Annotated in this window: 26 protein-coding genes and 1 tRNA gene; 8 read left to right on the top strand and 19 right to left on the bottom strand. The window is 35.8% G+C overall.

Translation table 11 applies throughout. The features are described from left to right. Nucleotides 1-102: 102 nt before the first annotated feature. Complete coding sequence (locus H560_RS0118550; protein ID WP_027381370.1) at nt 103-612, top strand: DUF2480 family protein; 510 nt, start codon at nt 103-105, stop codon at nt 610-612. A gap of 123 nt (nt 613-735) precedes the next feature. Further along, the gene (locus H560_RS0118545) at nt 736-1,401 is read left to right on the top strand and encodes a DUF937 domain-containing protein (protein ID WP_027381369.1); all 666 of its coding nucleotides are present in this window, start codon (nt 736-738) and stop codon (nt 1,399-1,401) included. Nucleotides 1,402-1,460: 59 nt separating this feature from the next. On the opposite strand, the gene H560_RS22805 is transcribed toward H560_RS0118545, so the two are convergent. The 9 genes from H560_RS22805 to H560_RS0118500 all read right to left on the bottom strand — a co-directional run bounded on the left by H560_RS22805 (nt 1,461) and on the right by H560_RS0118500 (nt 7,249). After that, on the bottom strand, nt 1,461-1,580 hold the full coding sequence (locus H560_RS22805) for a 30S ribosomal protein THX (protein ID WP_081414006.1): 120 nt from the start codon (nt 1,578-1,580) through the stop codon (nt 1,461-1,463). 189 nt (nt 1,581-1,769) lie between these two features. Continuing rightward, nucleotides 1,770-3,164 (bottom strand): MATE family efflux transporter, encoded by a 1,395-nt coding sequence (locus H560_RS0118535; protein WP_027381368.1) that lies wholly within the window; start codon nt 3,162-3,164, stop codon nt 1,770-1,772. Between the two features lie 128 nt (nt 3,165-3,292). Further along, on the bottom strand, nt 3,293-4,339 hold the full coding sequence (locus tag H560_RS21990; protein ID WP_034753218.1) for an ATP-grasp domain-containing protein: 1,047 nt from the start codon (nt 4,337-4,339) through the stop codon (nt 3,293-3,295). Then, nucleotides 4,317-5,027, bottom strand: a complete 711-nt coding sequence (locus tag H560_RS0118525; protein WP_027381367.1) for an NRDE family protein — start codon at nt 5,025-5,027, stop codon at nt 4,317-4,319. The genes H560_RS21990 and H560_RS0118525 overlap by 23 nt, the downstream gene beginning before the upstream one ends. Beyond that, a complete protein-coding gene (locus tag H560_RS0118520) occupies nt 5,015-5,503 on the bottom strand; it encodes a hypothetical protein (RefSeq protein WP_034753216.1) in 489 nt (162 codons plus the stop codon). The genes H560_RS0118525 and H560_RS0118520 overlap by 13 nt, the downstream gene beginning before the upstream one ends. Continuing rightward, entirely contained in the window at nt 5,500-5,901 is a 402-nt protein-coding gene (locus H560_RS21985) for a DoxX family protein (RefSeq protein WP_034753213.1), read from the bottom strand. The genes H560_RS0118520 and H560_RS21985 overlap by 4 nt, the downstream gene beginning before the upstream one ends. Before the next feature lie 6 nt (nt 5,902-5,907). Next, nucleotides 5,908-6,354, bottom strand: coding sequence for a YHS domain-containing (seleno)protein (locus H560_RS0118510; RefSeq protein WP_027381365.1), 447 nt, complete (start codon nt 6,352-6,354; stop codon nt 5,908-5,910). A 51-nt stretch (nt 6,355-6,405) separates the two neighbouring features. Beyond that, nucleotides 6,406-6,663 carry a hypothetical protein gene (locus tag H560_RS0118505; protein WP_027381364.1) on the bottom strand — a complete coding sequence of 86 codons (258 nt, stop codon included), beginning with the start codon at nt 6,661-6,663 and terminating at the stop codon, nt 6,406-6,408. Between the two features lies 1 nt (nt 6,664). Continuing rightward, nucleotides 6,665-7,249 carry a sigma-70 family RNA polymerase sigma factor gene (locus tag H560_RS0118500; RefSeq protein ID WP_027381363.1) on the bottom strand — a complete coding sequence of 195 codons (585 nt, stop codon included), beginning with the start codon at nt 7,247-7,249 and terminating at the stop codon, nt 6,665-6,667. 273 nt (nt 7,250-7,522) lie between these two features. Here H560_RS0118500 and aspS point away from each other — a divergent pair, with 273 nt between their 5' ends. Next, a complete protein-coding gene (gene aspS, locus H560_RS0118495; protein WP_027381362.1) occupies nt 7,523-9,277 on the top strand; it encodes an aspartate--tRNA ligase in 1,755 nt (584 codons plus the stop codon). A gap of 136 nt (nt 9,278-9,413) precedes the next feature. Here aspS and H560_RS0118490 read toward each other — a convergent pair whose 3' ends face one another. Continuing rightward, the gene (locus H560_RS0118490) at nt 9,414-9,869 is read right to left on the bottom strand and encodes an Hsp20/alpha crystallin family protein (RefSeq protein WP_027381361.1); all 456 of its coding nucleotides are present in this window, start codon (nt 9,867-9,869) and stop codon (nt 9,414-9,416) included. 326 nt (nt 9,870-10,195) lie between these two features. Here H560_RS0118490 and ku point away from each other — a divergent pair, with 326 nt between their 5' ends. From ku to ligD, 3 genes are read left to right on the top strand one after another with little or no spacing between them, the layout of a single operon-like run. Beyond that, nucleotides 10,196-10,981: a non-homologous end joining protein Ku gene (gene ku / locus H560_RS0118485; RefSeq protein WP_027381360.1), complete on the top strand. Its 786-nt coding sequence runs from the start codon at nt 10,196-10,198 to the stop codon at nt 10,979-10,981. Continuing rightward, nucleotides 10,981-11,583: a DNA polymerase ligase N-terminal domain-containing protein gene (locus H560_RS0118480; protein ID WP_027381359.1), complete on the top strand. Its 603-nt coding sequence runs from the start codon at nt 10,981-10,983 to the stop codon at nt 11,581-11,583. The genes ku and H560_RS0118480 overlap by 1 nt, the downstream gene beginning before the upstream one ends. A gap of 38 nt (nt 11,584-11,621) precedes the next feature. Beyond that, on the top strand, nt 11,622-13,547 hold the full coding sequence (ligD, locus tag H560_RS0118475) for a DNA ligase D (protein ID WP_228372505.1): 1,926 nt from the start codon (nt 11,622-11,624) through the stop codon (nt 13,545-13,547). A gap of 12 nt (nt 13,548-13,559) precedes the next feature. Here ligD and H560_RS0118470 read toward each other — a convergent pair whose 3' ends face one another. From H560_RS0118470 to H560_RS0118450, 4 genes are all read right to left on the bottom strand, one after another. Then, on the bottom strand, nt 13,560-14,291 hold the full coding sequence (locus tag H560_RS0118470) for an SDR family NAD(P)-dependent oxidoreductase (RefSeq protein WP_027381357.1): 732 nt from the start codon (nt 14,289-14,291) through the stop codon (nt 13,560-13,562). A gap of 266 nt (nt 14,292-14,557) precedes the next feature. Further along, nucleotides 14,558-14,929 carry a preprotein translocase subunit YajC gene (gene yajC, locus H560_RS0118460; RefSeq protein ID WP_027381356.1) on the bottom strand — a complete coding sequence of 124 codons (372 nt, stop codon included), beginning with the start codon at nt 14,927-14,929 and terminating at the stop codon, nt 14,558-14,560. 4 nt (nt 14,930-14,933) lie between these two features. Then, entirely contained in the window at nt 14,934-15,446 is a 513-nt protein-coding gene (locus H560_RS0118455) for a DUF1573 domain-containing protein (protein ID WP_027381355.1), read from the bottom strand. 2 nt (nt 15,447-15,448) lie between these two features. Next, nucleotides 15,449-16,354: a transcription antitermination protein NusB gene (locus H560_RS0118450; protein ID WP_027381354.1), complete on the bottom strand. Its 906-nt coding sequence runs from the start codon at nt 16,352-16,354 to the stop codon at nt 15,449-15,451. A 91-nt stretch (nt 16,355-16,445) separates the two neighbouring features. Between H560_RS0118450 and H560_RS0118445 the strand changes: the two genes are divergently transcribed. Beyond that, nucleotides 16,446-18,107 (top strand): ABC transporter ATP-binding protein, encoded by a 1,662-nt coding sequence (locus tag H560_RS0118445; protein WP_027381353.1) that lies wholly within the window; start codon nt 16,446-16,448, stop codon nt 18,105-18,107. Nucleotides 18,108-18,206: 99 nt separating this feature from the next. Next, nucleotides 18,207-18,542: a DUF3276 family protein gene (locus tag H560_RS0118440; RefSeq protein ID WP_027381352.1), complete on the top strand. Its 336-nt coding sequence runs from the start codon at nt 18,207-18,209 to the stop codon at nt 18,540-18,542. 178 nt (nt 18,543-18,720) lie between these two features. Here the strand turns inward: H560_RS0118440 and H560_RS0118435 are convergent. From H560_RS0118435 to H560_RS0118415, 5 genes are all read right to left on the bottom strand, one after another. Next, a tRNA-His gene (locus H560_RS0118435) sits at nt 18,721-18,796 on the bottom strand. Nucleotides 18,797-18,831: 35 nt separating this feature from the next. Continuing rightward, entirely contained in the window at nt 18,832-19,551 is a 720-nt protein-coding gene (gene bshB1 / locus H560_RS0118430) for a bacillithiol biosynthesis deacetylase BshB1 (RefSeq protein ID WP_027381351.1), read from the bottom strand. A gap of 81 nt (nt 19,552-19,632) precedes the next feature. Next, entirely contained in the window at nt 19,633-21,282 is a 1,650-nt protein-coding gene (locus H560_RS0118425; protein ID WP_027381350.1) for a tetratricopeptide repeat protein, read from the bottom strand. A gap of 89 nt (nt 21,283-21,371) precedes the next feature. Next, entirely contained in the window at nt 21,372-22,244 is an 873-nt protein-coding gene (locus H560_RS0118420; RefSeq protein WP_027381349.1) for a PstS family phosphate ABC transporter substrate-binding protein, read from the bottom strand. Then, a complete protein-coding gene (locus tag H560_RS0118415; RefSeq protein WP_185095860.1) occupies nt 22,234-22,431 on the bottom strand; it encodes a DUF308 domain-containing protein in 198 nt (65 codons plus the stop codon). Before H560_RS0118415 ends, H560_RS0118420 begins: the two co-directional genes overlap by 11 nt. Between the last annotated feature and the right edge of the window lie 12 nt (nt 22,432-22,443).

The following is a 22,443-nucleotide window of genomic DNA, read 5'->3' as shown; positions in this document are numbered from 1 at the left end:
ATTGAGAAGATGAGTTATGGGAGGTTTCTATCATAGGAATAGAGAACAAATAAGATGTAGTACCATCTAAATTTGTAAATTTGTTCAAAGATAATGATAAAAATGTCAGAAGAATTTGAAATCCGGAATAAAGTTGCAGAAAGCGGCCTCATCAATTTTGATCTTACCGATCTACTTCCGAAAGGCAGGAGGATAGGTATTGACCTGAAAGATTTTCTATTCATGGAAATGATTTTAAAGGAAAAGGATTTCCGCGAAAAGGTAGCTGCAATTGACGTTGAAGAATACAGAGACGCTTATGTTTACATCTATAATTCAGCGGACGCTATTGTTCCGCTCTGGTCTTATTTTCTGTTGACCGCCAGACTTACGGATGTTACTAAAAAAATCGTTTTTGGAAGCCGTGAAGATCTTGAGGCTATCATCATGCATGATGCAGTGAAAAATTATGATTTTGAAGAAATGAGAGGAAAAAGAGTCTTAGTAAAAGGCTGCTCAGATAAGGAAATTCCTGAAAATGCATACATTGAGCTGGTGGAAGAATTAAGGCCTATCGTAAAGTCTTTAATGTTTGGTGAGGCTTGTTCAATGGTTTCTATTTTGAAAAATTAAGAATTAAAAATCAGCTACTTACAGCAAATCCTCAACTTTACTTTCAATTTTTGATTAAAAAAAATTTTAGGGGAATATTTTTTTGTAACTTTGGTTAATTAACAACTTAAACAAACACAAACTATGAGTTTAATCGACCTACTTACAGGAAATACCAGCAATCAGGTTGCTGACCAGGCAGAAAGCAAATTCGGGATAAGCAGAAATCAGGTTATTGCTTTATTGGCCGTAGCTGCGCCACTGATCATCTCTTATCTTAGAAATAAATCTCAGGATTCCAAAGAGGCTGAATCTTTAAACAACGCCTTGGACAAAGATCATGACGGAAGCATACTGGATGATACATCACAGCTGGATGCAAGACAGGCTGAAGGAGGCTCAATTCTAAATCATATTTTTGGTGGTGATAAGCAAAATGTAGAAAACCAGCTTTCTCAGAACACAGGAATTTCCATAGACAAGATCGGCCCAATTTTATCAATGCTTGCTCCGGTAATTATGGGATATATTGGTAAAGAAAAACAGCAGAATAATGTAGGAGCAGGAGGTCTGGGAGATCTTTTGGGAGGAATTCTCGGAAATGCATCCAACCAGGCTCAAAACCAGCAGTCCAACCCATTAAATGATATCTTAGGAAGCGTTCTTGGCGGAGGCGGACAGTCTCAATCTTCAGGAAATCCTTTGAGTGATATTCTGGGCAGCGTTCTCGGCGGTGGAAACAATCAGCAGAAACAGCAAGGCGGTGGCGGACTTGGAGATATTTTAGGAAGCTTTTTAGGCGGAAAATAATTTAATTTTGTAATAAAAAAAGACCGGAGAAAAATATTCTCCGGTCTTTTTATTTTTTGTTACTTTTTAGATTTGTCTTCGGATGTTACCAGAGATTTAGATGATTTTCTGGGTCTCCTTTTTCCGTAACTTCCATTGTTAATCTTACCTCTTTTAGATTTTTTGTCTCCTTTTCCCATAGTATAAAAATTTTGTTGATGTACCACGAATTTAAAAAAATCTGGCTTTAAAGACAAATATCCGGGTTGTTAAAATTTTATAATCTTTTTATTTTGGATGGAAGTTGGAGGTTGGGAGCTCGAAGTTTTAAACCTAAAAATTTACGTGCAATACTACTTACAGCCTCACGCTCCCATCTTCCACATTTTCTACACTTTGACCGTCTTCCATTTTCCTCTTTTAAACAAAATAAAAGCAACGATGGTAATTAAGGTTTCTGCCGCAGGAATAGATATGAAGACTCCTTTAGGCCCCATTCCGAAATGTTTGGAAAGAAAATAAGCTAAAGGAATCTGAAACAGCCAGAACCCGAAAACATTTACCCAGGTTGGTGTCCAGGTGTCTCCCGCCCCGTTGAAAGCATTGATCATTACCATCCCGATGCCATAGAAAATAAATCCTACGGCCATGATGTGCAGTGCATTGATTGCAATATTTTTAATCCCCTCTTCATTCGTGAAAAATCCCACTAAAAAATCACCCATAAAAAAGAAAATCACACTTACGGTTACCATAAAAATCACATTATATTTTACGGTTTTCATCACAGACTGCTCGGCTCTCAGCATTTCGTTGGCGCCCATATTTTGTCCCACGAGAGTAGATGCCGCATTACTCAATCCCCATGCGGGAAGCATGAAGAACATCATCAGCCGTAAAGCTGTCTGATAACCCGCTGATGCATTTTCACCACCGGTTGTAGCCACCAGCTGAGCAAGGAAGATCCAGCTGCAGGAAGCCACTACAAACTGAAAAATTCCGGGAGTTGCTATTTTAATGACTGATTTTATTAAATCAAATTTTGGCTTAAAATAATGCAGTTGGATTCTGATTTGTGTATCTGCAATCAGAAGATGGTACAATTGATACATCACCCCGATGCTCCTTCCGATCGTTGTTGCCAGGGCAGCTCCGGTCAAGCCCATCGCCGGAACAGGGCCTAAACCTTTGATTAAAACAGGACATAAAATAATATTGGCAATATTCGCAATCCAGAGAGATTTCATGGCAATTGCTGCGTTTCCGGCCCCTCTAAAGATTCCATTAATTAAAAACAAAAGCATAATGATCACGCTGCTTCCCATCATGATTCTTGTAAAATCTTTTCCATAAGCTGCTGCTTCAGGTTTTGACCCCATCAGAATCAAGATTTCTTCAGCATATATCACTCCGAATAAGCTTAAAATAAAAGTCACTAAAAATGAGACAAGCAGCACCTGCGCAGCACTTCTGGAAGCCTGCTCAGGATTTTTTTCACCAATTCTTCTTGCCACCATCGCTGTTGCCGCCATACTCATGCCGATCGCTATAGAATACATTACGGAAAGCACTGATTCAGTAAGGCCAACCGTCTGAATGGCATAGCCGCTCTCTTTTAAATGTCCTACAAAATACAGGTCTACCAATGCAAATACAGACTCCATCGCCATTTCCAGCATCATGGGAATGGCGAGAAGAAGCACGGCACTTCTTATGCTTGCTGTAGTATAATCTACCTCTTCACCACTTAAAGCTTTTTTGATAAAGGCAAAATACTTCGTCATAATCCTGTCATTTTAGTTTCCACAAAAATATAGATTCAAAAATGATTACCACTTGGCATATGGAAAGTTTTATAAAAATAAAATAGAATAAATTTTTATCATTATACGATAAAAGATGTGGTTTTGTATTAAATAGAAAAAGGATTATATTCTTTAAAAATACTCCAGCATTCATTAATATCAGTAAACTGATGTCCCTTTTCCTTATTAACCTGAGCTATCTGATACATGAAGTCCCAATGCTTCATAATTTGCTTTACTGCGGAAAAATAGCTTGTTTTAGGATCATAGATAAAAGTAGGTTCGGAAGCTGCACCGTTCAGTTCAATGATTTTAAAATTCTTCCCATTCTCCAAATCTTCCCATGAATTGAATTTTACATCAAATCTTCCGTAATAAAACCCATTAATTTGCGAACAAATTTCGTTGAATACATCATCCAGCTTAAACGAAATCTTAGATGAACTATCGTAAAAGGTGGATCCTCTTGCATGATTTCCAATACTGCTGAGAATCACTTTTTCATTTTTTGCAGGAACAAAATCTTTATGGAAAATATTATTTTGGAAAACCTCAGGATAAAATTTATGATATCTGAAATTATATTTCACCAGCTCAGCTAAAGATTGCCGGCCGTCACCAATAACTTCAATACCTTTCTTTTCTACAATTCCGCTGATAAAACCTTTTTCCTGATTAGGAATTCTGATATAAAAAACACCAATTTCATTAGGAAAATCGATATACTCTTCCAACAAGATATCTTCATTTCCATATTTTCTAAAATAATTTTCCACCTGATCTGCATCAGAAATAAGCTCTACGTTTCTTCCTCTGCAACCATTATTAGGTTTTAAAATAACAGGATATTCTAAATTATTAACATTTATACTATGTAAAGCTTCTTCAGCATCCTCCTTTTCATTAATAATAAAAGATTTTGCCCTATATTTTTGGGGGATAAGCTTGTTTACAAAATTCTTATCCTCAAGGGTCATTCCTCCATGAGGAATTGCCGGATTTACAGCCTTAAAAAAACCAAAAGACTGGGTTTTTATGCTGATCCAGACGTAATAAAAGATACATGGTAAATAAATTGCCCACATAGGCCAGAATTCCCAGTGGGAAAATCTGTACCACCTGTATCTAAGGCTAAACAAAAGCTTTGTTTCCAATTTTAATATTTTGTATTTTCTTTTGAACTAAATCATTGTAAGTGAAATCAATTTCATTCTCTCGAAGAACAAGTTGCGTGATGCTTACTGTAACAAAGGTTTCCTTTATAGATTCTTCTACATTCAATTCCTCTTCAATAAGGTGTTGTTTATGAAAAGCTAGAATTTCTTTCTGAGTAATTTGTTTTTCCTGAAATTCTTTAAATCTTTTTTCTCGTTCAGCAATAATTCCACCATTGTAAAGTGTTGCTGATGACAATAAATGATTTTTATTTTTTTTCAACAAAATCTGATGCTTTTTTTCTCCATCCCAAAGCAGTCTGAATAAGGTATTTTGAGAGTAAGTCAATAATTGAAACGGCTCTATCCCGAAAAGATCATAACTTTGAAAAGCGTGTAAAACATTTTCAATTTTCATCAGTTCCAAAAGAATAATTCCCCTGCTTTTCTTATAGGGCGGCTGACTTTTATGTTTTTGAAAAGCTCCATTTAAAAGTATTATTGCATTTCCATGATTATCTGCTACAAACCAAGTTCCCGAAGCTTTTGCATCTTTTGGAAAATATAAAGTTCTGTCTTCCAACCCTATCTCATTGGGAAAAACAGCTTTCTCCCGATCTCTTTTTTCATCTCTGTTTGAGGTAAAAAAAAGGGCGTTTTCTGTATAAAAAAAACTTACTGTGCACATTTAATGCGAAATTTTATGGTAGATGGCGCCACCCCGAAATTGTGAGGTATATTTTCATGCTCAAATTCTTTCAGAGCTACTTTTATTAAAGCCTGATGATGAATTCCATGCTCTAAACAGTACAAAAGCTCCCTGAAATATGTAGTGATGAGCTGCTCTTCATTGCCATTATTATCAGCTATAAGGCAAATGAGCGGTTTATCTTCTTTAGAAATTTCCAAAAGAATTTTATCAATTGTAATAAACATATTTTCTATGTTTTCTTCCAGAGCTTTATTTCTTTCTCTTTTGTCAAAAGAAAATCTGCCTTCGGAATAACCATTTAAGACAACATCATAAATTTCCAGAATATGACGGATATGCTGCCCGATTGTACTTCCAAATAAATACTTACTTTTTCTGGTATATAGCTTATTAGTAATCCCGCCTAAAGTACCCTTCAGATCTTCGAGATTCTGTTTTATATTTTCTATCATTTTCCGGAAGCAATAGATTTATTTTTTTGGAATAAAGACCCGATCTGTTTTCTGTTAATAACAAGAATCAACGCACAAAAAACAGCTGTAATTACCGCAAGATAAAACAATTTTCCTCCATCGTTCTGCACATCTATGCCGAGTTCTGTTACATGAAATTGAATAGCTCCCATCATTAACCCTAATCCTAAAACAGCTCCGTACCACGTGGTTTTTGGTATTAAAATTAAAATAGATGCAATAAGTTCTAAAACACCAATTCCTATTCTTCCATAGGGTTCCATACCGATTTTTGAAAAGATATAAACAGATTCTGGTGCGGCAGTAAATTTAAAGTAAAGAGTTTGCAGCATAATGACTACGGGAACAAGCTTTATAGCCCAATAAGTTAGTTTCATAAGTGTTTATTTTTGTATTATTTTTTTCCAATTTTTGTCTGCCTTTATTTTTAGATTTTTTTCATCTTTATTCCAGCTGGTCAATGTATTATTCAGGAAACTGTTATAAAACAAGTATAATTTTCCATTAATAATTTTGTATGTTTTAGGGTTTACAGAAACCTTCTCCCCGGAATCTCCCATTGCATAGGCGCAGTAACCGCCATATTGAGGCAAATATTTATCGGGATCCTGTTGAAATTTAGCCTTATTTTCTGCATTCTGAAAATAATAGCTCACTCCCTGATGCTTCATCGCAAATTTAGCAGAACCCTGTAAGGCTTTTCCTGAAAAATATCCCACTACATCGTATCCTGAATTGGCAATACCATTTTCCTGATTTACGTTACTGCTTTGAGCAAAAACCAAGCTTCCTAAAAATAAAAGAATAGGAAATAAAAATTTTGTTATCATACTTTTTTAGAGCTTAGTCGTAACCAATTTTTATTCCTTACAATTATTTTCTTATTTTTTTAAATTTAATTTGATTTTATCTTTAAGATCTTGCGGAGCTTTCTGAGAAACATCCACATTGTTAAAATGATTATATAAAACCTTATCTACAATTTTCGTCTGTTTTTTAAAATTCCTACAGCATTTGCAGAATGCGATATGAAACTGCATTTTCAGCCATGCAGAAGGAGAAAGAGAAGTTTCTTCTGACTTAACGATATTAAGAGAAGTTTCTTCACAATTATGCAAAAGTTCATTAAAAAATTTCATATCAAAGGCTTATTTCATTTTTTTCAAGACAGCTTCTTAACAATGTTTTTGAACGAAAGAGAAGTACCCAGTAGTTAGACGAGGTAATATTGAAATCCTTACAAATTTTTTGAGGATCTTCATCAAGCATATATTTAGCAATGAAAACAGGTTTTAATTTTGGAGGCAGTTTTTGAAGGCATAATTCTAAAATTCTATTAAATTCTTTACTCAAAATGTAATTATCCGTACTTTCTGAAATATAGTTTTTGTTGATATCCTGTTTCCACCTTCCATACTTATCCTGATTAAAAAATGATTCTTCAAAAGAAGCATCTGTATCCGAAAGGTACTCTTCATATCCCTGCGAGTTGCTTTTTTTCCGGTAATAATCTACAATTTTATTTTTCAGAATACTTGCAAGCCAAGTCTTCGGAGAAGCTTTTCCCTGAAACCGATCCATACCTTTATACGCAGCCAAAAAAGTTTCCTGTACCAGATCTTCCGCATCTTCTTTCGAGCTCACTCTAGTCACAGCGAAAGCATATAGAAAATCTGCAAACTCATCAACCCATTGCTCGGGATTGAGATGATTTTTTTCATTCATAAGTATTTATTTCACTGATATAAAAATACTAAAATTGTTAACAACGTCCTTCATAATCAAAATACCTCTATTATTCTCATAAAATTCTGAGCAGTCTGTTTCAAAAATATACAATTTCCTATCTTAATTTTTATATTAAAACCTTCAAAAACCTTATCTTTGCACACGGAAAATTCAATGTTCGGGAAACATTGTTTTAGGTTTGATACTCAAATCTTTAAACCCTAAACACAAAACCCTGAACTCTAAACTTTGAACTTTAAACAAATAATTATGTTTCGATCGCACACAAACGGAGAATTATCTCTTAAAAATCTTAATGAAGAAGTTACACTTTCAGGATGGGTACAAACCATTCGTGATAAAGGATTTATGATTTGGATAGATCTTCGAGATCGTTACGGAATTACCCAGCTTGTTTTTGACCAGGAGCGTTCTACAGGAGAACTGATGGAAAATGCAAAAAAACTGGGACGTGAGTTTGTAATTCAGGTTACCGGAAAAGTAATCGAAAGGGTAAGCAAAAACCCAAATATTCCTACGGGAGAAATTGAAATTTTAGTTGAAAAGCTAACAGTTCTTAATGAATCCCAGCTTCCGCCTTTCACCATTGAAGATGAAACAGACGGCGGTGAAGAGTTAAGAATGAAATACCGCTACCTTGATATCAGAAGAAATCCTGTTAAAGATAAGTTAGTTTTCCGTCACAAAATGGCACAAAAAGTAAGAAATTATCTTTCAGACAATGGATTTATTGAGGTTGAAACCCCGGTTTTAATTAAATCTACACCGGAAGGAGCAAGAGACTTTGTTGTACCGAGCAGAATGAACCCGGGACAATTTTATGCATTGCCACAATCTCCGCAGACCTTTAAACAATTGTTGATGGTGGGCGGAATGGATAAATATTTCCAGATTGTAAAATGCTTCCGTGATGAAGATTTGAGAGCCGACAGACAGCCGGAATTTACACAAATCGACTGTGAAATGGCTTTTGTAGAACAGGAAGATGTAATGAATGTTTTCGAAGGCATGACAAAAACTTTGTTAAAAGATATTACTGGTCAGGAATTCGGTGCTTTCCCTAGAATGACATTTGCTGATGCGATGCAAAAATATGGAAACGACAAACCGGATATCCGTTTCGGAATGGAATTCGTAGAACTAAACGATTTAGTAAAAGGAAAAGATTTCAAAATATTTGATGAAGCAGAATTGGTTGTTGGAATTAATGTAGAAGGATGTGCAGATTACACAAGAAAACAGATCGACGAGCTTGTTGACTGGGTAAAAAGACCACAAATCGGAGCTTCAGGAATGGTTTGGGTTAAATTCCAGAATGACGGCGTAAAAACTTCATCTGTGAATAAATTTTACAGTGAGGAAGATTTAACGAAAATTATTGAAAAATTCGGTGCAAAAGAAGGAGACTTAATGTTAATCCTTTCAGGAAATGAACATAAAGTAAGAACTCAGCTTTCAGCCTTGAGAATGGAGCTTGGAAACCGATTAGGATTAAGAAAAGGGGATGTTTTTGCACCACTTTGGGTGGTTGATTTCCCGTTATTGGAGTTTGATGAAGAAAGCGGACGTTACCATGCGATGCACCACCCTTTTACCTCTCCGAAGCCGGAAGATATTCATTTGCTGGAAACGGATCCCGGAAAAGCAAGAGCCAACGCTTACGATATGGTATTAAACGGAAACGAAATCGGTGGAGGTTCTATCAGAATTTTTGATAAGGATCTTCAATCTAAAATGTTTGATTTATTAGGATTCTCAAAAGAAGAAGCAGAAGCCCAATTCGGATTCTTAATGAACGCCTTCAAATACGGGGCTCCGCCTCATGGTGGTTTAGCTTTCGGGTTTGACCGTTTGGTAGCTATTCTTGACGGAAATGAAGTGATTCGAGATTATATTGCTTTCCCTAAAAATAATTCAGGGCGTGATGTGATGATTGATGCGCCGGCTGCCATTGCTGGTGAGCAGCTTGATGAACTGGAATTGAAATTAAATTTAAAAGCATAAAAATTTAAAGCGGAGATTTTTCTCCGCTTTTATTTTATAATGACAAGAATTTATTTTATTCAGTATTCATAAGGACTTTACAACAACAAGTAAAAATGGTTTTCCGTATGGAAAACCATTTTTGAAATATTACCAATTACTGAATTTCAATCTTTCGGGGAGCCTGCTTTTTAGCATTTTCCGTTTTAGGAATCGTCAGCCTCAAAACACCGTTTTCATATTTAGCTTCTATCCTTTCTTCATCCACAACATCCTTTGGAAGCTGAAAACTTCGTTGGAAAGACTGATAGCTGAATTCCCGACGTGTGTAGTTTTCATTTTCTTCTTCCATCTGACTTTTCTTTGAAGAAGAGATGGTAAGCAGGTTTCCTTCTAAGGTAATTTTGAAGTCTTGCTTTTCCATACCAGGCGCTGCTACTTCTACTTCAAAATTTTCCGCATTTTCCTTAATATTCACAGAAGGAATAGTGGTAAGTGTGGAAGAAAAATTATTATTGCCCCAATTTAAAAGTTCGCGGTTAAAAAAATCGTCGAACAACATACGTGGATTTGCAGGCAGCAAACTGCCATTCTTTCTTTTTACGATTGACATAATACGAATTTTTTAAAGTTAAACAATAAATTAATGAACACGCCTGAAAAACCACAAACAATATACCAATCCTAGAAATGGAAAAATTGTCATTATCGATGTGAAAAAATGACACATCCAACTCATTTTTAGCTTCTTAAAAATAATTATCTATGCCAACCAGGCCGTGATTCTTTATTACTTACAATAAATAATAAATGGTTAATCACTTATTCTTTATTTTTCCCTTACATCAAACATATTATTAATCTAAACTAAAAATACCATATTTAACAAATATTTTTCACGCGGCACAATCATTGTAGTTTCTTACAAAATGTAAGACAATGAAAGCAATTTGGAACGGTGCCATTGGCTTTGGATTAGTCAATATTCCTGTAAAAATTTATTCGGCGGTAGAAACCAGCAAGCTGGATCTGGATATGCTGGACAAATCAGATTTTTCGAATATCAAATTCAAAAGAGTAAACGAAAGTACGGGCAAGGAAGTAAAGTGGGAAAATATTGTGAAGGGTTATCTTATGGAAGACCGCTACATCATTCTCGAAGATGAAGATTACGAAGCCGCGAGCCCTGAAAAATCAAAAATACTTTCCATTGATCAGTTTGTAAAAGAAATTGAAGTAGATTCTGTTTATTTCGAAAATCCTTACTATCTGGAACCTCAGAAAAATGGGGAAAATGCCTACAGGCTCTTATTAAAAGCCCTATCCGAAACTGAGATGGTAGGTGTAGGAACTTTCGTTCTTCGTGAAAGCGAGGCAATTGGCATGATCCGGCCGTACAATGATGAGGTTTTGGTTCTCAACAGATTACGTTTTGCACAGGAAATCAGGGATTATAAAGATTTAAAAATCCCGGCAAAAAAAGCCCCGAAACCCGCCGAACTGAAAATGGCGGTCAGTCTTATAGAACAACTTTCGCAGGAGTTTGATCCATTCATGTATAAGGACACTTATTCTGAATCTTTAATGAAAATAATTAAGCAAAAAGCGAAAGGTAAGAATGTAAAAGCCAAGAAAGCAGAACCTGCAAAAGAAGGTAAAGTTATAGACCTGATGGCTCAGTTAAAAGCCAGCTTACAAAGTCCAAAATCTAAAAATGCATCGTAATGGCTCTCAAAGATTATAACGAAAAAAGAAAATTCGATGAAACCAGCGAACCGAAAGGAAAAACAAAAAAAAGCAAAGACAAACTGATTTTTGTAATTCAAAGGCATGCTGCATCACGGCTTCATTATGATTTCAGGCTTGAAATGGAAGGCGTTCTGAAGAGCTGGGCTGTTCCGAAAGGCCCTTCATTAGACCCAAAAGACAAACGTCTCGCCATGATGGTAGAAGATCACCCTTACGATTATAAAGATTTCGAAGGAAATATTCCCGAGGGAAATTACGGAGCCGGCCAGGTGGAAATCTGGGATAGCGGAACTTATGAGCCTTTGGATAATAATTCCAAGCTTTCTGACGAAAAAGAGCTCTTGAAAGAACTTCATGCCGGTTCTTTAAAATTTATTCTTCACGGGAAAAAGCTTAAGGGAGAATTTGCTTTAGTAAAAATGAAAAACACAGAAGACAACTCATGGCTTTTAATAAAACATAAAGATGAATTTGCAGAAAGTGGTTATGATGCAGAGGAAAACACTTCACCTAAATCATTAGTTACAAAATTTCTGGAGGAAAAAAAAAGCCTAAAAAGCGCCAAAAAGAAGCCATAACTTCAGAAACCAAACCCAGGTTTCAACGTTTTAATTCGTTGGTTGACGAAAAAAAATTAACAGATTTTATCCGGCCGATGCTTGCAAAATCTTATGCAAATGCATTTGATGATGAAGGCTGGATTTTTGAAATAAAATGGGACGGTTACCGTGCTATTGCTGATCTCAGTAAGGATGAGCCGCTCTTCTACTCCCGAAACGGCATCTCTTTTTTATCAAAATTCGATAAAGTGTCCCGGGATTTTGAAAATCAAAAACATAAAATGATTCTCGACGGCGAAATTGTAGCCTATGACGAAAACGGAAGACCGAGTTTCCAGCTGCTTCAGCAAATTGGAGATAATCCAAATTTAGCCCTTGTTTATCAGGTTTTTGATTTACTTTGGCTCAACGGTCATTCTACGGAAGAGCTCCCTTTAACACAGAGAAAAGAACTGTTGAAAGATGCATTGGTGGAAACTGATGTCATTAAATACTGCGATCATATTTCGGAAAAAGGCATTGATTTTTTTGAACAAATGAAAAAAATGAAGCTGGAAGGTATGATTGCAAAAAAAGCCGACAGCGAGTATGTGGAAAACCACAGAACAACTGACTGGCTTAAAATAAAATTCACAAATACCGAAGAAGTTATTATCTGCGGTTTTACTGAGCCTCGAGGTTCGAGGAAAGGTTTCGGCGCACTGATCCTGGGGAAATATATTGACGGAAAACTGATTTACTCCGGCCATACAGGAACAGGATTCAATCAGGAATCATTGAGTATAATGCATGAACGGCTTAAAAAGTTAGTGATTAAAAATTCACCGTTTGAAACCAAGCCCAAAACAAATATGCCTGTAACCTGGGTAAAACCAGAATTAGTATGTGAAATTAAGTTCTCCGAAATTACAAAAGACGGAATTTTCCGACATCCGGTTTTTGTGGCCGTCCGGGAAGATAAAAATCCAGAAGAAATAGGAGAATCAGCCAGTGAAACAAACTCATCCAACGCAAAATCTAAAAAAATGAAATCTAAAACTCCCGCAAAAAAAACAAAAGTTTCAGAAAAAGATAAAGAGGTTACCTTAAACAGGCATACGTTGAAGCTTACGAATCAGGACAAGATTTATTTCCCTAAAGACGGCATTACAAAGGGTGATGTGATAGAATATTATCAGTCTGTTGCTGACTATATTCTGCCTCATCTGAAGAACCGGCCCCTTTCTTTAAACCGTTTTCCAAACGGGATTGAAGAGCAGAGCTTTTATCAGAAAGATGCCAGTGACAACATTCCTGAATGGGTAAAAACGACTCCGGTTTATTCGGAATCCAACGATAAGTATATTGATTATATTTACTGTAACGATAAGGCAACGCTGGCTTATTTGAATAATTTAGGCTGTATAGATTTAAACCCGTGGAATTCCTCTCTCCCCGATCTTGAACATCCGGATTTTCTGGTCTTAGATCTTGACCCGTCCAAGAAAAACACTTTTGATCATGTTATAGAAACCGCTTTACAGGTGAATGAAGTATTGGAATCAATTAAAATTAAAGGCTACTGCAAAACTTCCGGAAGCACAGGAATTCATGTCTATATCCCGATGGGTGGAAAGTATGATTTTGATCAGGTGAAAGATTTTGCCCATATTCTAATGAAGCAGGTTCATGAAAAACTGCCTGAAATTACTACCCTTGAAAGAAGCTTACAGAAAAGAGACGACAAGAAAATCTATCTGGATTACCTTCAAAACAGAACCGGACAGACATTGGCAAGTGCATACAGCTTAAGGCCAAAAGAAGGAGCATCCGTTTCCATGCCGTTAGAATGGAATGAGGTAAAAACAGGAATGAAACCTACGGATTTTACAATTCATAATGCTTTGGAAAGAATTAAAGAAAAAGGCGATTTGTTTAAGCCGGTTTTGGGGAAAGGAATTGATATGATGAAGGCGTTGGAATTGTTGCAGAATTTTGAGTAACTTAGATTAATATTAAGGTAATTTCGCCACCAAACTTTCCGGCAATATTTTTAAAATCAAATAAATCATTTTCCATTTAAAATTCGGGACAATGGTAAAGGAATTTCCGGCGTTGACGATAAATTTTGCTACATATTCCGGTTCCATAATTAAAGACTCGTTTAGCCGTAAACCTTCATTTATTTTTGTCCGGATATAACCAATAACCAAGGCATTTACTTTAACGTTTTTTGAAGTTAATTCCTGTCTCAAACCCGCCAAATAGGTGGTAAAAGCAGCTTTTGTACTTCCATAAACAAAGTTACTTTTCCTTCCTCTCACTCCGGAAAGTGAAGACAATCCGATGATTCTTTCCAGGTTTTTGTTGCTTTTATCGGTTGCGATAATATTCAGTATGGAAACAGCTCCCATATAATTTACTAACATCATTTGCTGAGCACCTTTGAAATCGTTCAATGCACTTTCATTGTCCACTAAAAAGCCGGCTGCGTAAACAACAATATGGGGTTTAACAGGTAGTTCATCATAAAATTTTTGATGCGAATCAAAGTCGACAGAATCAAAACTTAGCACCGTCACTTTTGAATCAAGATTATTTTCCTGTACAAATTCTTCCAAGGATTTTGTATTTCTGGAAGCCGCTGTTACAGACAATCCTTTTTCAGTGTATTGTTTAATACATTGCTTGGCTACATCAGAATTTGCGCCTAAAATGAGAACGGTTTTGCTTGTGTTTTGATTCATGAAGCAAAGATATTTCTTTTGGATTTTAAACACTAATTTCACTAATGTTTTTGCATTAATCAACATGAAAAAAGGCTTCGACTTCGTTCAGCCCGACAATGCTAATACTATCTCTAATTGGTTTTTCACTGTCAGGCTGAGCGAAGTCGAAGCCCCTATTTTTATACTGTAGAATGCTAAAATTGAGTTGTTTACATTATAAAAAGTTTCGGCGGGGTGAGCTTTGCTCACCCCGCCGAAACGAAATATTTTAAAACTGGAAAAAATTATTTCTTCTCAGTTTCGATTTCTTTTTTCTCAGCTGTTTTTTCAGCAGCTTTTGCTTTATCTCCAAAACGCGCTTCTGTAAACTCTCTCGAAACAGCCGCTTTTTCGAATTTCAGCTTTCCAGACAATGTTTCAATTATAAAACCATCATCCTGAATCTGGGCAATTCTTCCATGAAGACCGGAAGTAAGGACCACTCTGGTTCCCACCTTCAAAGTTTCCTGGAAGTTTTTCTCCTGCTTCTGCTTTCTCATTTGTGGTCTTATCATCAGGAAATAAAAACCTACAAACATTACTCCCATCATGATCAGCATCATAGAAGAGTTTCCTCCCTGTGCAGGTGCTTGTAAAAAAATTGATAATTGATTCATTATATTATGGTTGAATATTCGCTGTAAATGTTAATTTAATAGGAGATTTTTCTACATTAGCATACACATCTGCAAATTTCTGAACGTTTCCGTCAAAGTTTGTAGAATCGAAATGTAATGTAATTTTTCCTTTTTTACCAGGAAGGATCGGTTCTTTTGTAAAATCAGGAGCCGTACATCCGCAACCTGGCTTTACTTCAGAAATCACCAATGGGTTATTTCCTGTATTTGTTACTTCATAAACGTGTTCTACTTTATCTCCTTTTTTGATTTTTCCGAAATCGAAATTGCTTTCAGAAAGTGCAACTGATGTTAGAGGCTGGTTAGAAGCCGGAGCTGCCGGAGTTTGTACTGAAGCCGGAGCTGCTGCAGAATCACCGGGCATTGCTGTAGTTGCAGCCGCTGTAGAATCTGTAGCTGCAGTTTCAGTACCTGTTACTTGTTTATTTTCTTTTTTACAAGAAACCACACCAAAGCCTATTATAGACAAAGCGATAATTGATAACGTCTTTTTCATGTTTATATTCTATTTAGATCTTTACAATATTTATCCAAAATCCCATTAATGAAGATATTTGATCTATCTGTTGCAAATACTTTTGCGATCTCAATATATTCATTGATAATAACTCTTGAAGGTGTAAAAGGAAAATTATCCAGTTCCGTAATTGCAGTTGTTAAAATTACTTTATCCATTAGAGAAACTCTTTCCAGATCCCAGTTTTCCAGTCTTTCTTCCAGTTTCTTTTCGTTATTTTCCCAGCTGTCTAAGGTATTTCTCAACAGTTTCATGGCGAAAGTTTTATCCTCATCATCTTTAATCATTTTAATTAAAGTTCGGCTTTCTTCATCCTCTTTCAGGAAACCAATTGTTTTCTGAACCATTGAATTGGCAATATGAATATCGTCATACCAGGAAAGTTCTTTATCTCCAAGATAATCATGGAAATCATCATTTTCAGCGATATAACGTAAAAATAATTTCCCGATGAATTTCTGGTCGTTTTCAAAAGAATATCCTTCTTCCTTCATGAAATCCTGATAACGCTTTCCTGCAGTGATTCTCTGGAAAGTTTTCACCAAAAGATCATCATGCATATCCCATTTCAACTCCTTATGCTGACCTGTGAAAAATAATCTCTCAGGATTTTCTTCCAGCTTAATTAAAACTTGATTATTGATGAATTTTTGGTTAGGATTAATATTAGCATCGGTTTTAATATACTTATTCTTCCCGATCTCAATCTGATTTTCTGCCAATTCCTTCAGAGCCACCAAAAAGTTAAGCTGATAAATATAGAGATGATAGATTTTCTCTATACCGGCAAACATATTTTTCTCTAATACATCAAACTTTACAGGATTCTGATAATAAGAATATACAGTCTGTACTACTTTTTCACGGATTTGTCGTCTTCCTAACATTCAAAGAGCTTTTTTATGCCTGCAAAGATACAAAAATTAAAATTGATGAAATTCGTAATATGATGACATTTTCGTAAATTTGTAAAACTTTATGAAAGCGCTAAAAACCTTAAATCCCTATTTTTGGAAACACAAAATATTATTGTTTTGGGGACTACTCTTTATCATTGCCAGTAATTTTTTTAATATATATAAAGTCCAGTTTGTAGGAAAATCTGTGGATGAGCTTACAAAGAATGGAAATTTGGGCTTTAACCGTCAGGTTTTAATCTATGTTGCCATCATTGTCGGCTGTTCACTCCTTACAGGATTCTTCACTTTTATGATGCGCCAGACCATTATTGTAGCTTCAAGAAGGATAGAATACGAGCTTAAGAACAAGATCTACAGACATTATCAGGATTTATCTTTAACGGATTACAAGCAGACCACCATCGGAGACCTGATGAACAGGCTAAGTGAAGATGTTGTAGCAGTAAGAATGTATCTGGGGCCAGGAGTAATGTACGTGGTAAATCTTATTGTCCTTGTTATTATCACAGCCATTTATATGGTGAAAACGGACGCTTCCATGACATTGTGGACGTTGCTTCCACTCCCTGTTTTATCTTATGCAATTTATAAGGTAAGTTCGATTATCAATAAAAAATCGAAGATCATGCAAAAAAGCCAATCCGGAATTTCCACTTTTGTTCAGGACAGCTTTTCGGGAATACGGGTGGTAAAATTTTTCGAGAGAGAGAATTATATCAAAAAAAATTACGGGGTTAAGGTAACCGATTATCAGGATAAAGCCTTAGACCTTGCTAAAACAGAAGCGTATTTTTTTACCATTATATTATTTGTAATCGGATTATTAAATGTTGCTATCATCTGGATCGGCGGTCAAAAATATATTGCCGGAGAATTAAGCATTGGTAAAATTGCAGATTTCTTTATGTATATCAATACTTTGATTTTCCCTTTTTCAATGGTAGGCTGGGTAACTTCTGTTAATCAGAGAGCCGAGGCTTCAATGCAGAGGATTAATGAATTCATGGATAAGAAATCTGAGATCGTTAATAAAAATTTTGAAAATTATCCTATTAAAGGAGATATTGAGTTCAGGAACGTTTCTTATGTCTATCCGAATACAGGAATCAAAGCTTTAGATAATTTAAGTTTCAAAATAAAAGCCGGAGAATCATTAGCCATTATGGGAAAAACCGGAAGTGGGAAATCTACCATTGCTTTACTGCTGTGTCGCCTGATTGATCCTACGGAAGGTGAAATCCTTATCGACGGGAAAAATCTTAAAGAGCATAATCTTGAAAATTACAGAAATTTCATAGGATATATTCCACAGGAAAGTTATTTGTTTTCTGATTCCATTGAAAATAATATTGGCTTTGCGATTGATAAACCTACTCATGAAAAAGTAGTAGAATATGCAAAAATAGCCGATGTAGACAAAAATATTGTTGAGTTCAAAGACCAGTATAAAACAATGGTTGGTGAACGCGGTGTAATGCTTTCCGGGGGACAAAAACAAAGGATATGCATCGCCAGAGCATTGATTAAAGACCCGAATATCATTATTTTTGACGATTCCCTATCTGCTCTCGACACAGAAACCGAACAGAATATCCTGGAAAATATTGATCGTAAAATTCATAACGCTACCTCCATAATAATCACACACAGAGAGTCTAGCGCCCAAAAAGCAGATAAAATTCTCAACCTCACAGAAATTACCAATTCCGTAACCGCTTAGCCGTTTCGTTCGCAATTGTTAAATAAATCATAAAAAAAATTTTGTGATTAAAAGAAAACTTTTATATTTGTTCTTAACAAGATTAAAAAATATCTAACAATGAGTGAATACAAGGAACGCCATGAAAATGAAATTTTCACGAAGGTGTTAAAAGCAGGGAGAAGAACTTATTTCTTTGATGTGCGCGAGACGAAAGCAGGAGATTATTATCTTACGATTACCGAAAGCAAAAAGAATTTCGGAGAGAATGGAGAAGCTACATTCGAGAAGCACAAAATCTATCTTTATAAAGAAGATTTTAAAAGTTTTCAGGAGATGTTTAATGAGTCCACAGATTTCATCATTAGCGAAAAGGGTGAGGATGTAATATCAGAAAAACATGACAAAGATTTCAAGAGCAGATCATACACGATAGATTCTGACGACGAAGTCTAAAAGAAAATAACTAAAAACACAAGCATCTGAAAAAGGGTGCTTTTTTTATGTCCGAACCCGGGCAATTCTCAATTTTCAAAATTAAATTTCACTCAATTTATTCATTTAAAGCTACTCACCTCAAGCATAAAATACTTTAAAATAAAAAAGTACACTTTCTGAAAAGTGTACTTTTATTGGGTGAATGATGGGTCTCGAACCCACGACCTTCGGAACCACAATCCGACGCTCTAACCAACTGAGCTACAATCACCGTTTTGTGAGTGCAAATATAGAAAAGATTTTTTAATTACCAAACAATTCCGTCAAAATTTTTCAAAGCAATTAGCTTCTCAGACGTAAATCCCTCAGCATAAGTCACTCCCGATAATCTCCCCAAATCTTGGGCACGGTAGGTAAGACTTTCATAAAAGTCTTTGGATGTAATCGGCGTTTCCGGTTCCTTGGAAGTCGGGTCATAAAACTGGGTTTTAAACGCCATACATGCTGCAATTTTTTTATCCAGATGCTCAGAAATATCAATAACGAATTCCGGCTCTATATTTTTCCATTGAATATAATGGAAAATATGCTTTGGTCTCCACACTTCCTGGTTCTCCCCATCCAAAACAGTTTCAATTTTTCTCAGTCCGGCCAAAAAGCACGCATCTGACACTAATTTCGCTCCTTTTGCATGATCAGGATGTCTGTCATCAATTGCATTGCCCAATACGATTTCCGGGCGGTATTTGCGAACCATTTTTACAATCCTCATCTGATATTCTTCAGAATTTTCCAAAAAACCGTCTTTCATCCCCAGATTTTCCCTTGCAGCAACCCCCAGAATCTTTGCAGAATCTGCAGCTTCCACTTTTCTGGTTTCATCAGTTCCTCTCGTACCGAGCTCTCCTTTTGTAAGGTCTACAATAACACATGTTTTACCTTCTGAAATCATTTTGGCTATCGTTCCGCCACATCCAAGTTCCACATCATCAGGATGTGCACCAAAAGCAAGTATATCTGTTTTCATATTTTCAAAGATAAGATTTAAAATAAAAACTTCCCAAACATTACGAATGGGAAGCTTTATATCTATAATTTAAATTATAAATTATTTATTGATCTCTGCATTTAATTTCACAGCATCCTGATAAGTAGGATCCAATTGTACAGATTTAGCAACATAATCTTTAGCTTTAGCCACATCACTGTCTTTAGACAGATAAGCCACTGCAAAGTAAGCGTATGCTAAAGTCTGTTTGTTTGCGTCAACTTCTGCAGGTTTTACTGTAGAAATATATTTTTCGTAAGCAATTTTTGCAGCGTCATTGTTACCGCTTTGCTGGTAAGAATATCCTAAGCTGTAGTAAGCCGGAGCCCAATCAGGAAGAAGAGTACTCATTTTCTCCCATGTGGCAATAGCACCATCCCAGTTTTTAGCTTCCTGATAAGCTGTTGCCAACTTAAATAAGGAATCTGTATCCTGAGCATTGGCCGCAACTTTTTGCTTTAATCCTTCAATAACAGGGTTGATAGGTCCTGCATCCGCATTAGCCTGAGAAGCACCTCCTCCTGCAATTTTAGCTAACTCCATATCCCACTTCATGGTCTCGTCTTTAGCCGCTTTTGCAATAGCAATTTTTTGCTGAGCTTCAGTTGTTAAAGCTGTTTTCTTAGCTGCATCCGTTTCTGTTTTAGCTAAACCAGCTGCGATTAAACCTTGTAATCCCTGGTCAGCAGGCTGTACTCTTGTTTTTTCCGCCTGAGAAACGAAGTTATCCATGTTTTGTTTTGCTTCAGCATATTTACCGTCTGCATACAACTGATAAGCTCTTAATTTAAACTTGATAGGATCATTAATTTTATCAAAAATCTTATCTAAAACCTGCTTAGAGTTTGTATAATCTTCATTGGTAAAATAAAGCTTAGCAATTTCTAACTGCGTATATGGGTCTTCATCAGCATATTTTGTATAGTTGATAAGGTCTTGAGTTGCCTTAGCATTTTGCTGATATCTGATATCATAAGCTGCCATTACCTTATACGCCGGAGCATAAGAAGGATCTGTAGCAATTGCTTTTTCTATATTGGTTTTAGCCTGCTGCCACTGCTGAGCTGCCATCCATAAAGACCCGATTCTTGTATAAACCGATGCTTTATTTTTTGCAAGAGGTAAAGCTTTTTCATAAGCAGTCATTGCATCACCAGGCATTCTTTTAAGTCTGTAAGCATCCCCTAAAGTATAGTAATAATGTGCAGGAACACCTTTTCTTTCGGCTCTTTCGATCGCTTTATTCAAAAACTGAATTGCCAGATCCGGAGAGTTATTTTTCTCAAATAATGTTAAAGCTTCAGCAGCTCTGAACAGAACTTCAGCATCTTTCTCTTTAGAATCCGTTACAGCTTTCTGAATTTCTGCAACAGCACTTTTATCACCTTTTCCAAGCTTTACCGCTGCCAGACCGATTTTATTTAAATAACTTTTGCTGTCTGCAGCAAGCCCTTTATTAAAATTTTCTGTAGCTGCTGCATAATCCGGCTCTACCTGCTTCAAAAATGTATTTCCTAAGTAGAAATAATTTTCAGCAGTAGGCTCTTTTGCAACCATGTTCGTAAAATTAGTTTTTGCTTGAGCAAATTTATCACTGTCAATACTGTTGATACCATCCTGTACTGTTTGCGCAAAGGCAAAATTGGTAAAAAATACCACTGCTGCTCCAAAAGCAATCTTCTTTACATTCATATTCATTATATCTTTCATTTTATAATTTCTAAACTGAGTTATTTTATACACAATTTTCAGACCAAAATAGTGTATTTAATTTGGTTAAAATGTTAATTTAATATTTTTTAACGCATTTGTACTTCTCTTTTATATAGATTATATTGTTGGAGTCCTTCCTTCTGAACGATCATCTGCCCCAGCTGGGTGCTTGAAAACCTGATAAAACCGTTTGCAATATTGAAATTTCCTTCATTGGTAAGGAAGTAAAGCACCCTTGTGAAAGGATATTTCATTTTACGCAGGTTTTCAAAATCAGGATTATAGGTAATTCCTTTATTTTCAACCGGTAAGATCTTTACCATGCCTCTTAGCTGCTCAGCTTCTTTATCATAAGGCCGGCTGAAAGTATTAAGACCCACCACTCCAATTTTATTGGGATACTTATTTAGTTCTTCGATAATATTCTTATTTCCTGAAATCACCGAAAATTTTAAATCTTTGGGCTGTTTTTTGAGTTTTTGGGCTACAAAATTCAGGTTGCTTGAATTGGTTCCGTCAAAAATAAATTCTTTGTTTTCAGACTGCATCCCACGTGAAATTTCTTCCATTGAAATTGATTCTTTCGGAGAATCTTTTGGAACAACGAAAACTACAGCATCTGCAGCAAACCTTGCCGGTAAAAACTTCAGATCTACCTGCTCTTCATAAGTTTTGATCTCCTCAGGCGACAAATCTCTGGACATTACAACGATTCTGGCTTTATCATGTAATAAATCCAGAAAGCCCAAATCTTCTTTTTTTGTAACTACTTTGATTTTTGTTTCCGGATAGTTGATCATATATCCATCCGCAAGAGCTTCCGTAACACTTTTAAATGACTCATCCGTAAGAATCGTCATTTCACCTTTATGGTAAGAAGGTGATTTATCTTCTTTTTTGCAGCTTACTGCTATAATACTAAGAAAAAATAGTACTATAATTTTAACACTATTTTTCATTGTTTGAATCTTTAATTCTTGTAATTGCTCTGTAAATCCGGAAAATACCATACAGAATAAGAAGCGAGCCCATTGCGTAGGCAACACCAGGCTCCAGAATCGTGAAAAAGAATTTGTAAAAAATTACCACAATTCCTAAAACGATATAAAACAATCCCGTGATAAGGGATAACCAATTGAACATCATATAACAAAAATA

Source organism: Chryseobacterium daeguense DSM 19388 (assembly GCF_000430825.1).
In the GTDB taxonomy this organism is placed as follows: Bacteria; Bacteroidota; Bacteroidia; order Flavobacteriales; family Weeksellaceae; genus Chryseobacterium; species Chryseobacterium daeguense.
Note: the sequence above shows the minus strand (reverse complement) of the source record. Positions and strands in the feature narration are given on the sequence as shown.